Origin of the sequence: Pedobacter jeongneungensis (assembly GCF_000633455.1) — a bacterium.
Lineage (GTDB): Bacteria > Bacteroidota > Bacteroidia > Sphingobacteriales > Sphingobacteriaceae > Pedobacter > Pedobacter jeongneungensis_A.
On record NZ_AYMG01000026.1, the window covers coordinates 1 to 13462 of the forward strand.

The 13462-nt window shown below is 42.7% G+C and carries 7 protein-coding genes; all 7 read left to right on the forward strand.

Annotated elements, in window-relative coordinates; genetic code table 11:
* Positions 1–109 precede the first annotated feature (109 nt).
* The 7 genes from U859_RS0121895 to U859_RS0121925 all read left to right on the forward strand — a co-directional run bounded on the left by U859_RS0121895 (position 110) and on the right by U859_RS0121925 (position 13077).
* A complete protein-coding gene (locus tag U859_RS0121895; RefSeq protein ID WP_240183084.1) occupies positions 110–2287 on the forward strand; it encodes an alpha-galactosidase in 2178 nt (725 codons plus the stop codon).
* Positions 2288–2291: 4 nt separating this feature from the next.
* On the forward strand, positions 2292–4286 hold the full coding sequence (locus tag U859_RS0121900) for a glycoside hydrolase family 97 protein (protein ID WP_025145431.1): 1995 nt from the start codon (positions 2292–2294) through the stop codon (positions 4284–4286).
* A gap of 13 nt (positions 4287–4299) precedes the next feature.
* Positions 4300–6090 carry a glycoside hydrolase family 2 protein gene (locus tag U859_RS0121905; RefSeq protein WP_025145432.1) on the forward strand — a complete coding sequence of 597 codons (1791 nt, stop codon included), beginning with the start codon at positions 4300–4302 and terminating at the stop codon, positions 6088–6090.
* A 4-nt stretch (positions 6091–6094) separates the two neighbouring features.
* On the forward strand, positions 6095–7276 hold the full coding sequence (locus U859_RS0121910) for a glycoside hydrolase family 88 protein (protein ID WP_029986035.1): 1182 nt from the start codon (positions 6095–6097) through the stop codon (positions 7274–7276).
* Positions 7277–7343: 67 nt separating this feature from the next.
* Positions 7344–10073 (forward strand): glycoside hydrolase family 2, encoded by a 2730-nt coding sequence (locus tag U859_RS0121915; protein WP_025145434.1) that lies wholly within the window; start codon positions 7344–7346, stop codon positions 10071–10073.
* Between the two features lie 14 nt (positions 10074–10087).
* Positions 10088–10858, forward strand: coding sequence for a hypothetical protein (locus U859_RS0121920; protein ID WP_025145435.1), 771 nt, complete (start codon positions 10088–10090; stop codon positions 10856–10858).
* An 11-nt stretch (positions 10859–10869) separates the two neighbouring features.
* Complete coding sequence (locus U859_RS0121925) at positions 10870–13077, forward strand: glycoside hydrolase family 3 N-terminal domain-containing protein (RefSeq protein WP_025145436.1); 2208 nt, start codon at positions 10870–10872, stop codon at positions 13075–13077.
* Positions 13078–13462 lie beyond the last annotated feature (385 nt).

A 13462-nucleotide genomic window follows, 5' to 3' on the forward strand; every position in this document is an offset into this window, starting at 1 on the left:
AGCTATAGCAGGACGAGACAAATTGCTGATTTGTACAAAACTGAACCATTTCCGTACAAAACTGAACCCTTCCATTAGGTACAAGTAGCTAGTTTTGGAATCACCAAATATGACAGCTACAAATTATTATGAGATCGATAGGCGGGTCTTTCCGCGAACTTTTGGAAATTCTCCACTGAAGTTTGTATCGATGCAAATCCTTGAAAAGATTTACCGGGATTGGACATTAACCATTCAACCTTTTTTACTGCTTCTTACTTTGATTACAGTCGTTACGCCTTGCCTTGCGCAGGATGGATGCTACAGCCGTTTGAATAAGGATACCCTTACCATTGGCAATCAATTTATAGAGCGTAAGTTTATCTGGAACAAGGGGAATATCGTTACTTACAGCCTCAGTGATAAAATGGGGCAGAGGGTTTGGTTTAACCGGAACAAGAAACCTGATTTTTCTGTTCAGGCAGATGAGGTAGCTCGAAATGCAAACTATCAACTCTGTTCAAGAAAGGCTGATCCAGTTAAAGTCGCTACTCAGGAAACCATCGTTTCTTTTTCTATAGGCAGCCTTGATGTAAAGCGAATCTATCGGATTACCGCTCAAAGTCCTTCAATCGCTTGCGAAACCTATCTGAAAGGAAAGATGGAGGGCATGACAGGAACGCAATCAGTCAATGCCGCTGATCAAAAAAACATTGAATTTGCTGAGGACATGAGGGTTAACGGTTCTGCCGCAGTTTTAGATCAATTAAAGCTCGACGGGTACCATTGGCAGGGTAAGGCCGTTGAATTTTTTGATGTAACCGATTGGAACAATAATCTTGTGCAGGAGAATAAGTTTATTCCCTATCGGAAAAGAACGCACAGAGGCAACCTGCTTTTTGTACACAATCAGGAAAAAGAGAGCGGCTTTTTTTTCTTGAAGGAAGCGCCAAGTTCCAGTGTGCAGCTTGCCTATGGCGGTCAGGATTTTACGACTGAATTTGGACATTTTGCAGTAAATGGATTGGGGCTAAGTGCCAGGGATATTCTTACAGATGACTGGCGCAAAGCCTACACGGTTGTATTGGGTGTTTATAGCGGACAGGAGATTGACCAGCTGCAAGCCTTACGCAGTTATCAGAAAACCATCCGTAAAAACGAGCCACAGCGAGACGAAATGGTGATGATGAATACCTGGGGGGATAGGAGCCAGGATGCTAAAGTTAATGAACGGTTTAGCCTTTTAGAATTGGAAGCTGCCGCAAAGCTGGGTATAACACATTTTCAAATTGATGATGGGTGGCAGCAGGGAAAAAGTCCAAATTCTGCCTTAGCCAAAGGATCTTTTAAAAACATTTGGGACAATCCAAATTATTGGAAACCCGATACTTCAAAATACCCAAATGGACTCGATCCAATCGTAAAGAAGGGCAAAGCGCTGGGCATTGAAATTTGCTTATGGTTTAACCCCAGTATTCAGCAAGACTATGCAGACTGGGAGAAAGACGCTTCGGCAATGGTAAAACTTTACCGGATGTACGGAATCAGGACATTTAAAATTGATGGACTCTCCATTCCCAACAAGCAATCGGAAATTAATTTGGGCAAAATGTTTAATAAGGTGCTGAGCGAAACAGAAAACCAAGCCGTTTTCAATCTCGATGCCACTGCAGGGCGTAGGGGTGGGTACCATCTTTTTACTGAATATGGCAACATTTTTCTTGAAAACCGTTACACCGACTGGCAAAACTATTATCCCTACTGGACACTACGTAACTTATGGCAACTCTCCAAATATGTACCACCAGAGAAGTTGCAGATTGAATTTTTAAATAAATGGAGAAATGCCGACAAGTATGGCAATGATCCTTTTGCCCCTTCCAAGTATGCTTTTGATTATTTATTTGCCAGTACAATGGCTGCTCAGCCACTGGCCTGGTTTGAAGGAACAGGGCTACCTAAAGAAGCCCTAAAACTGGGAACACTCGTAGCAAAATACAAAAAGGTTCAGCACGATTTCCATCAGGGAGTTATTCTACCAATTGGTGAGGAGCCTTCTGGCAGATCCTGGACAGGATTTCAATCCCTTCAAAAAGATAGGGGTTACTTGATTGTTTTCAGGGAAAATACTGCAGATGGTATAGGCATGCTGGAAACCTGGTTGCCCGAAAATGTCAAAATACAATTAAAGCCCCTGCTCGGTAAGGGAAAGTCGATGATCCAGGCAACAGGACGTAAAGGTTCTATAAAGGTAGAATTACCTGCAAAAAATGATTTCGTGATGTACAGCTACACCATTTTAAGATAACCCAATGAAACAAAAAATATTACGCTTATTCCTTTTAACGTTCCTAAGCATCCCCGCAACCGCCCAAAAGAGGGTTAGTGTTAATTCTCCTGACAGGAGGTTGCAGGTGGATGTGATTATCGCTGATAGTATTCGTTTTCAGCTGGAGCACGATAAGGAAAGGGTACTGAATTCTGGTGCAATAGCCATGAAACTAGGCAACGGGAAAAATTTCGGTATCAAATCTCACTTCAAGCAAGCCAAAACCATTACGGTTAAACAAGATATTCCCGCTCATTTTTACAAAAGAAACAGCATAAGTGATGACTATTCAGAATTGACACTGGAATTCAAGGAAGATTTTAAACTGATTTTCCGACTTTACAATGAAGGAATGGCTTACCGTTTTATATCTACGGGTGAAAAGGATTTTATCGTCAATGAAGAACTGGCCGCTTTCGGTTTCCCAAAAGATTACAAAGCCTACATCCCTTATGTGAAGACGAAGGAAACAACACTGGAAGGACAGTATTTCAATTCATTTGAAAATACCTATGCCTACAGCCAATTGAGTAAAATGAACAGCGGAAAACTTGCATTTTCACCGCTGGTAGTAGAATTGGAAAGGGGAAAGAAAGTATGTTTAGCAGAAGCTGATTTGCAAAGCTATCCAGGTATGTATCTTTTTAATCCTACTGGAGGTACTATCCTGAAGGCCAACTTTGCCACTTATCCAAAATCTACTACGCAAGGTGGGCATAACCAGCTGCAACAAATAGTGACCTCGCGCCAGCCATACCTCGCTAAAAGCAAGGCTGGAACTAAATTTCCCTGGCGTATTTCCATAATAACAACGAGCGATAAAGCCCTGGCTGATAATGATATGGTTTACAAGTTAGCCGAGCCCAGCCGGTTAAAGGATGTTTCCTGGATAAGACCAGGGAAAGTTGCCTGGGAATGGTGGAATAACTGGGGGCTGAGTAAGGTAGACTTTGTTTCGGGTGTTAATACTGAAACCTATAAGGCTTATATAGACTTTGCGGCCAAAAATAAAATTGAATACGTTATTCTGGATGAGGGTTGGGCGGTAAACCTCAAGGCGAGCTTATTTGAGGTTGTACCAGAGATTAACCTGAAAGAACTGATTGCTTATGGGAAGACCAAAAATGTAGATATTATTCTCTGGGCTGGATACTATGCCTTTGAACGCGATTTAGAGAAGGTTTGCAAGCATTATTCCCACCTGGGGATTAAAGGCTTTAAGATCGATTTCATGGATCGTGATGATCAGGATATGGTTGATTTTCATTATCGGACGGCAGAAACGGCGGCTAAATATAAGCTGCTGGTCGATTTTCACGGTACTTATAAACCCACCGGGCTAAACCGAACTTTTCCTAATGTAATCAACTATGAGGCGGTAAATGGTCTTGAGCAGATGAAATGGACCGGGTCTGAAATGGATATGGTTACCTACGATGTTACCATGCCCTTTATCAGAATGATAGCTGGTCCTGTTGATTATACCCAGGGAGCCATGCGCAATGCCACCAGGCGCAGCCACAGGGGAATAAATGATGAACCCATGAGTCAGGGAACGCGCTGCAGGCAGCTGGCAGAATATGTGGTTTTTGAATCGCCCTTAAACATGCTTTGTGATAGCCCTGATAATTATGCGAAGGAGCAGGAATGTACCGATTTTATCAGCGCTATACCTACGGTTTGGGATAACACAATCGTGCTTAATGGCGAGATTGGACAATATATAACTACTGCCCGTAAAAAGGGCAACACCTGGTATTTGGGCGCTTTAACCAATTGGGAAGCGCGTAAACTTGAGCTCGACCTCAGCTTTCTTGGCAGCGGAGATTATGCCGCAGAAATTTATCAGGATGGTATTAATGCCAATAAAATCGCTACCGACTACAAAAAGGAACGAATTGCTATCCCTGCCGATCGAAAATTATCCATTAACATGGCGCAAGGTGGTGGTTTCGCTATGAAAATCTTTAAAAAGTAAACACAATAATTTTATGAAACTAACCAAAGCCATTTTTAATTTGCTACTGCTGATGTGTTGTTTGCTGTCTAATCTTTCGGCACAGGAAGTTTTGGTAAATGTATACGGTAGAAAAACACAATCCCTTAACGGGAAATGGGAAGTCATTATAGATCAGTATGATCAGGGTAGGAAAAATAGAATCTATCTCAATAAAAAACCTGCGGGAAAGACAGATTTTTATGAATATGCTTTTGATGGTGGCTTAAAACTGAATGTACCTTCAGACTGGAACAGCCAGCTATCCGAACTGAAATATTATGAAGGGACTGTTTGGTATGCCAAACATTTTGATGCCCCGAAAGAACATAATGAGCGTTCGTTTATTTACTTCGCTGCGGTAAGTTATCGTTGTAAGGTTTATCTTAATGGAAAGGAAATTGCCGGGCATGAAGGTGGTTTTACGCCCTTTCAGGTTGAAGTAACAGATCTGGTTAAGCAATCAGACAATTTTTTAACCCTGGAGGTAAACAATACCCGAACTGTGGATGCGATCCCGGCGAAATCTTTCGATTGGTGGAATTATGGAGGCATTACCCGTGATGTGATGCTGGTATCAACCCCAAAAATATTCATTCAGGATTACTTTATTCGGCTGGATAAACAACGCAGTGATCAAATTAATGCGGAAGTTAAAATCGTTGATAACCAGAATAACATACCGGTAACCCTTGAAATCCCAGAATTGAATATCAAACAAAAACTGGTTACCGATCAACAGGGGATTGCCAAGCTGTCAATCACCAATGTAAAAAAAATACAGCGCTGGTCACCGGCATCTCCGAAACTTTATCAGGTGTTTATATCTACCGCGAATGATAGGGTAGAAGAAAGGATTGGCTTTAGAAACCTGGCCGTAAAAGGAACGCAGATTTACCTCAATGACAAGCCGATCTTTCTAAAATCCATTAGTTTTCACGAGGAGATTCCACAGCGCAAAGGTAGAGCCTTCTCTGAGGCAGATGCCATGATGCTTTTATCTGAAGCGAAGGCGTTGGGATGCAATATGATTCGTTTGGCGCACTACCCACAAAATGAATATACGGTACGTGCAGCCGAAAGAATGGGTTTTCTGTTGTGGGAGGAGACTCCAATATGGCAAGGAATTGATTTTGAAAATCCGGAAACCAAAAAGAAAGCCGGAAATATGATCAGGGAGATGGTTATGCGTGATAAAAACCGCTGCGCCCTCTCTTTTTGGGGTATGGCCAATGAAACTCAACCTTCTGCCGCCAGGAATGAATTTCTGAAATATCTGATCAAATGCACAAAGGATATCGATAGCACCCGTTTAATTACTGCTGCATTCGATCTGGTTCGGTTTGATCGGAACAAACAACGCTTTGTTATGGACGATCCTTTTATTAAAGAAATAGATGTGGTAGCCATAAATAAATATATGGGTTGGTACCATCCCTGGCCAGTTGCTCCAAACAAGGCCATTTGGGAGGTTGCCAGCGATAAGCCTTTAATTATTTCAGAATTTGGTGCAGAGGCATTGTACGGTAAATCCGGAGATGCTGACATAGCGAGTTCATGGAGCGAAGACTACCAGGCCCAGCTTTATAAAGACAACCTGGAAATGTTTAAAAATATTCCAAATCTCAATGGAATTTCACCCTGGGTATTGTTCGATTTTCGGTCGCCGTTCCGCTTTCACCCTACTTATCAGGAAGGCTGGAACAGAAAAGGACTGGTTTCTGATCAGGGATTTCGCAAAAAAGCCTGGTACATCGTAGCAGACTATTACAAAAACATCAAATAAAATTATGAGGAGATATTTTTTAGCCTTGTTGCTATCAGGGTTATTATGGTGCAACCTGGCAACTGCACAACCATTGAAAACAGTAGTTGCAAAGGCCCTGGCTTTTTCTGAACAGCAAAGTCTTTTAATGGCCAGGAAATATGAACAAGAAGCAGGTGTATTGCCCCGGTCATTCGAAGGGGGAAAAAACACGGTATCTGATTCACGGTGGTGGTGTAGCGGATTTTTTCCTGGCTCCCTCTGGTATCTTTATGAAAATAGCAAAAACCCAGAGCTGTTAACCTTCGCCAAACAATATACCGATAGGGTAGAGCGGGAAAAATACACTACCGATAATCACGATGTAGGTTTTATGCTGTATTGTAGTTTTGGCAATGGTTTGCGTTTAACCAAAGAAGCATCTTATAAGCAGGTTTTACTGACTGGAGCGCAATCGCTGGCTACCCGCTATGACCCTAAGGTGGGCCTCATCAGGTCATGGGATCATAATAAAACGATTTGGCAATATCCGGTCATTATCGATAATATTATGAATCTTGAGTTGCTGTTGTGGGCCAGTAAGCAATCAGGGAGCGAGCAGCTGAAAAAAATAGCACTTTCGCACGCCGATAAAACCATGAAGCATCATTTTAGGCCTGATTTCAGTTCCTACCATGTAATTTCTTATGATTGCCAAACTGGTCTTCCGCATAAAAAACAAACCCATCAGGGCTATGCTGATGATTCTGCATGGAGCCGGGGCCAGGCCTGGGGCCTGTATGGTTACACTTATCTTTATCGGGAAACCAGGGAAAAACGCTATTTGGAGCAGGCCAAGCACATTGCCAGCTTTCTAATCCATCATCCCCAAATGCCTGAAAATTTTATTCCTTATTGGGATTATAATGCTCCACAGGAAGCTGGTACGCCAAGAGATGCTTCAGCTGCCTGCATTATGGCCTCAGCACTAATCGAACTGAGTGATTTTGTAAATGCCAGCACCAAAAGGAAATACATGGAGGTGGTAGAAAAGCAAATCAGGACGCTCGCTTCGGATGAATACACGGCAAAGCTGGGCGAAAACGGAAATTTTATCTTGAAGCACAGCACAGGAGCATTTCCATTTAAATCGGAAGTAGATGCACCGTTAACCTATGCCGACTACTATTATCTGGAAGCACTCAGCCGTTTGAAGAAAAGATTGTAACCAGATCATCAAAATGATGTTGGATAGATTCCAGCTCAAATTCCATTGAAATACCCTATATCTTTCTATGAATACTATAAAAACCTATTACAAACTATTATTAACTGCATTTACCCTTTTAAGCTTCTTTACTGCCAATTCTCAAACGCAGACGGTAGATTTAACTGGCAAATGGCGCTTTCAAACCGATGTGATGGACTTTCGCCGGGGATCGCTTTCTCCCAGATATAACCATGAGTTGCAGGGGGAGATACAGTTACCTGGAATAACGGATGATTATCAAATCGGTTACAAGGTGCCGTATAAATATATCGACAGGCTTACGCGGAAATATGAGTATCTCGGGCCAGCCTGGTATCAGCGGGATATCGAGATTCCCCAGGCATGGAAAGGGAAGCAAATCTTTATTTATTTTGAGCGTACCAGCTGGTTAAGTTCCATTTATGTGGATACCAAAGAGGTGAGTAAAAGCGACTATGTAAGTGTTCCGCATAACCATAACCTTACTGCCTATCTTAAACCGGGTAAAACCCATCGCATAACCGTTTGTATCGATAACCGGTTTCAGTATAATACGCATAAATGGGACCATGCACATACAGAATTTACACAAATCAATTGGAACGGGATCCTTGGTGAAATGAAAATGATCGCAGTTGATCCTGTTTACATTGAAGATTTACAAGTCTATCCAAATATTAGTGAACAATCCATTGATGTGAAGATGGATCTGGCCAACCGGACAGGTAAACCCATTTCGGGCAGTATTAAATTTAACGTTGCCGGTAAGCATTACAACCTGGATAAGGTGATGAAGGTAAGCGGTAAAGACTCGCTGATTCATTTTGAAGGTAAAATTTCACTCGGTAAACAAATTAAACTCTGGGATGAGTTTCAGCCCAACCTTTACACGCTCAGCTGCAAACTAAGCAGTGATGTTGAAGGGGCCAGGTTTGAGCACGAAAAAACGGCCACATTTGGCATGCGCGAAGTAAAACAAGGGAAAAATCATGTTTTGATCAATAACAAACCTGTCCATTTGCGTGGAAACGTAGAAAATGCCGTTTTCCCCAGAACAGGCTATGCACCGGTAAAAGAGGACGAATGGGAGCGGATTATGCAGCTGATGAAACAATATGGATTGAATCATTTACGCTTTCACTCCTGGTGTCCGCCAGATGCAGCATTTAGAATGGCCGATAAATATGGTATTTATTTCCAGGTAGAAATGCCCATGTGGGGTAAAGATGCTGAGCCAGATGAAGCCCGGTACAATTTCTTTAGGAGAGAGATGACTGCTATATTAAAGGAGTATGGAAACCATCCCTCATTTGTGCTGTATTGTAATGGAAATGAGATTACCGGTAATTTCGATTTTATTGAAGAATTGACGGCTAAAGGCCGGCTGAAAGATAACAGACATCTTTTTTGCGGCTCCACTGCCCGAACACGCGTAAAATCAGATCAGTTCTACGTATCTCAACAAACCAATAAAGGACCTGTTAAAGTTTATGAAGGGTTGCCTTACACCAACTGGGATGTGAGCCAGCAATCGGATGTAGACGTTCCGGTAATCTCTCACGAATCGGGACAGCGTGCGGTTTATCCAAATTTCGAGGAAATAAAAAAATATGCCAATAGTCCCGTGGAGGCCAGGAATTTTGAGGTTTTCCGTGACTTGCTAGAAAAAAACGGGATGCTGGACCAGGCCAATGACTTTTTCAAGGCATCAGGTGCCTTAACCGTGGTTGAGTATAAATCGGTAGTAGAAGCGCTGTTGCGTTCGGCGAAATCAGCGGGATTTCAGCTTTTGTCTATTAATGACTTTCCCGGACAGGGGTATGCTTCTGTGGGTATTTTAGATCCTTTTTGGGATTCGAAGGGCTTGATCAGTCCTGAAAAGTGGCGGGAATTCTGCGGGCCAACTGTCGCATTATTGCGTTATGCCAAAAGCGCTTATTTCAATGACGAGGTTTTTCAGGGAGATGCTGAACTGTATAACTTTAGCCCTTTGGGATTAAAAAATGCAAAGATAAAATGGCTGCTTAAGGATGAATCTGGAAAAATTATCAAACAGGGGAGTTTGAAAACCCAAACACTGGGTACTGATGGCGTTTTTCCTATGGGCAAATTCACCTTCGACTTAAAAGACATTAAAAAAGCAGAAAAGTTAACCGTCTCTGTAGTGGTTAATGATACCATTAAAAACAATTGGAACATCTGGGTTTATCCCCGAAACGAAAATCTTTTGACCACAACTGCTGATGTGCTTTACACGACAGTTTTTGATGATCAGGCGAAACAAAAACTTGCCGCAGGAGGAAAGGTTGTTTTAATACCATTCCCTGAACAAGTGCAGGGCCGCAAGTCTATCTTTCACAATCACTTTTGGAACCCCATCATGTTCGCCTGGCCACCAATGACCATTGGTTGTCTCATCCATAACGAAGAGCCGGTTTTTGCAGATTTTATCACCGCTAACCATACTGACTGGCAATGGTGGGACATTTTAAACAATGCCAAGGTAATTGAAATGAAAGATGCACCGCAGGCATTGCGGCCTTTCCTTCAGGTAATAGATGCCAACGACAAGAACGAAAAACTGGGCATAGGTTTCGAAGCCCGGATTGGGAAAGGTAAGCTTCTGGTATTGGCGGTAGATACTAAAAAAGATATGGATAAGCGTCCGGCAACCCGGCAGCTGCTAAAAAGCATTGATACTTATGTGAAGGGCGATCAATTTAATCCTAAAGTAACAGTAGATGAGCAGTTTATTCAGTCGTTTATGGTTAAGTAATTTGAGAATAAGCCATGAAAAAAATAACTTACATCATTCTGTTTCTTGCATTTCTTTCCAGCAATGGCTTTGCACAGGAGATCCAATTTGATAAGCAGGCCAGTGTAGATCAGGGATATTTAAAACCTCAGGAATCTGCGAACCTGTTGCCCATGAATGAGTTGGATGTAGAAACTGGCTATGCTTTATACCAGGCAGAGATCAATCTATCAGTGGAAAATCCTCTGCTCAGGTTAGAAAATGTTCGCGATTATGCAGTAGTCTTTCTCGACGATAAATTACAGGGAACCCTTGCCGATCAACACAAACAGCTTGCCTTGAAGGCTGGACTGGGCAAGCATAAACTCCAGATTTTTGTAGAAAATATTGGCCGCATCACCTATGGCCCAGAGATCTTAGATAATTCGAGAGGATTGTTCGGAAGCATCACCCTGGGGCAGGATGAAATTGAGGATTGGATGATTACGCCAATAAGAATTAAAAATCTTGAGGTTTCTAAACTCCTATTTGAGCAGAAAAAGGTATCGGCCTTACCCTGTTTCTTTAAAGCTGAATTTAACATATCACAGCCATCGGCATATTACCTTGACATTTCTGGCTGGGGCATGGGAGAGATATGGATGAATGGAACCTATGTTGGTGCTTATTGGGAAGAGGAAAAGCAACAATCTATTCAGATTCCTTCAGAAGTGCTTAAGACCGGAAAAAATGAGATTGTTGTATTCGAATTAAAAAATCTGGAGCAGAAAAACATGAAGCTCAGTAAGCAAGCCGTATTTCGTTAACATATAAACAAATGACCAGACAGATAACCCTTTTGGTTTCTTTGATACTGATAAGCAATGTTGTATCAGCGCAAACTAAAAAAACAAAATTTTTATATCAGGATGCCCGCCAGCCAGTAGAGCTGCGGATAAATGACCTGCTGGAGAAGATGACTTTAGAAGAAAAGGTGATGCAGTTGAATCAGTACACTTTAGGCAGGAACGATAATGCCAATAACATGGCCGATCCGATAAATGATATCCCTGCTGAAATTGGTTCACTGATCTACTTTAGCAGCAATCCGGAACTGCGCAACCGGGTACAGCGGAAAGCCATGGAGCAAAGCCGCTTAGGGATTCCCATCCTCTTTGGTTATGATGTAATCCATGGTTTCAAAACCATTTATCCGATATCGCTGGCACAGGCCTGTGCCTGGAACCCGAATTTGGTACAACAGGCTACAGCTGTAGCCGCTCAGGAGGCGAGAATGTCGGGGGTAGACTGGACCTTTTCTCCTATGATAGACGTTGCCCGTGATGGGCGCTGGGGCCGTGTGGCAGAAGGATATGGTGAAGATCCCTACACGAATGGCATATTTGCTGTGGCATCTGTAAAGGGCTACCAGGGAAAGGATCTATCCAGTCCGGTCAACGTGGCCGCCTGCCTGAAACATTATGTGGGCTACGGAGCATCTGAAGCTGGCCGGGATTATGTGTATACCGAAATTTCTGATCAAACGCTTTGGGATACTTATCTTCCTCCATATGAGGCAGCTGTAAAAGCCGGAGCTGCAACTTTAATGAGTTCCTTCAATGACATCAGCGGTACGCCCGGCACTGCAAATACTTACCTGCTGAGAACAGTATTAAAAGAGGGCTGGAAGCACGATGGTTTTGTCGTTTCCGATTGGGGGGCTATAGAACAGCTTCGCAGTCAAGGGGTTGCTAAAGATAAGAAAGAAGCTGCCTGGAAAGCCTTTACTGCCGGTGTAGAAATGGATATGATGAATCAAAGTTATGACAAACATCTCGCAGCATTGGTAAAAGAGGGTAAGGTTGGGCAGCAGATTCTCGATGATGCTGTAAAAAGAGTTCTGCGTATCAAATTTCGTTTGGGCCTTTTTGAAAAACCTTATACCCCTGAAATTGCAGAAAAGGAACGTTTCTTATTGCCTAAAAGCCGGGCTATAGCAGCACGCCTGGCAGAGGAATCTATCGTATTGCTTAAGAACGAACAAAATGCCTTACCCTTAGCGGGCTTTAAAAAGATTGCCGTGATTGGTCCGATGTCTAATAGCAAATGGCATTTGTTGGGTTCCTGGAGGGCACACGGAAATGCCGAAGATGCCAGTACAATTTATGATGATATAAAACAGGAATTTGGAAATAAAATAGCGGTAAGCCAGGCGCAGGGTTGCGATTTTGATGGCAGGGATCAATCAGGTTTTGTTGAAGCAAACCGCCAGGCCCGGGAGGCAGATGCAATCGTAATCTGTTTGGGAGAGAAAGCCACCTGGAGCGGCGAAAATGCATCCAGATCTTCTATTTCTTTACCGGCCATCCAGGAGGAGTTACTTGCAGCATTGAAAAAAAGCGGTAAGCCAATTATTTTACTGATTTCCAGTGGGCGCCCTTTAGATTTAAGCAGGATAGAACCCATGTGCGATGCCATCCTCAGTATGTGGCAACCGGGAACAACAGGAGGAAAGGCAATTGCTGCGGTATTATCCGGCAAAATTAATCCCTCTGGTAAGCTGGCAATGACTTTCCCTTATTCCAGTGGTCAGATTCCAATTTATTACAATCACCGTCAAAGTGCCCGTCCAAACCAGGGGAAGTACCAGGACATTCCCAGTAAGCCTTTGTATGATTTTGGCCATGGACTCAGTTACACCACCTTCGAATACGCCGAATTGAAAGCCTCTTCCTCAAGCATTAAAGTCAGTGAAACTTTAACGGTAGAGGTTGCAGTGAAGAACACTGGAAATCGCGATGGGATGGAAATCGTTCACTGGTACATTTCCGACCCGGTGAGTAGCATTTCACGTCCGGTCAAAGAATTGAAATTTTTCCAGAAACAATTCATCAGGAAGGGTGAAACAAAAGTCTTCAGTTTCCAGATTGATCCTAAAAGAGATCTGGGCTTTGTGAATGCCAAGGGGGAGAAATTCGTCGAAGCAGGCGACTATTACCTTATCGTTAAAGACAAGAAGATGAAACTTGAGCTGCTGAAGGAATAATTTTTCCTCAGCGGCTTAACCAGGAGCAGTATGATGTGCCATTGAACAATAAAAATGCTTTTCTGGCCTCCATTGTACAAAACTAAACCATTTCCGTACAAAAACGAACCCTTTGCACGAAGGTTTAGAACTAGTTTTGTGCTAACCAGATATAAAAACCAAATATGATGAGCACAGGACAGATCATTAATTTTACCTTAGCTAACGTTTCGGTAAACACTAAGCTGAGGGCTGCCAGCATACCCGAAAAATCGCCAATACGATTTACGGTAAAACCCAATTTTCATGCAGTCCTATTTCCTCTTTTAAAAACCAGCCATACGAAAGGCTTCCAGTTTAACAGCAAGCCATCAGGCCCCTGAACTTCATTAACCTGCTGTTAAGT

Bases quoted from the DNA above. Each gene is read 5' to 3' on its own strand.
- U859_RS0121900 (WP_025145431.1), top strand. From the start codon at position 2,292: ATGAAACAAAAAATATTACGCTTATTCCTTTTAACGTTCCTAAGCATC.
- U859_RS0121905 (WP_025145432.1), top strand. From the start codon at position 4,300: ATGAAACTAACCAAAGCCATTTTTAATTTGCTACTGCTGATGTGTTGT.
- U859_RS0121920 (WP_025145435.1), top strand. From the start codon at position 10,088: ATGAAAAAAATAACTTACATCATTCTGTTTCTTGCATTTCTTTCCAGC.
- U859_RS0121915 (WP_025145434.1), top strand. From the start codon at position 7,344: ATGAATACTATAAAAACCTATTACAAACTATTATTAACTGCATTTACC.
- U859_RS0121925 (WP_025145436.1), top strand. From the start codon at position 10,870: ATGACCAGACAGATAACCCTTTTGGTTTCTTTGATACTGATAAGCAAT.
- U859_RS0121910 (WP_029986035.1), top strand. From the start codon at position 6,095: ATGAGGAGATATTTTTTAGCCTTGTTGCTATCAGGGTTATTATGGTGC.
- U859_RS0121895 (WP_240183084.1), top strand. From the start codon at position 110: ATGACAGCTACAAATTATTATGAGATCGATAGGCGGGTCTTTCCGCGA.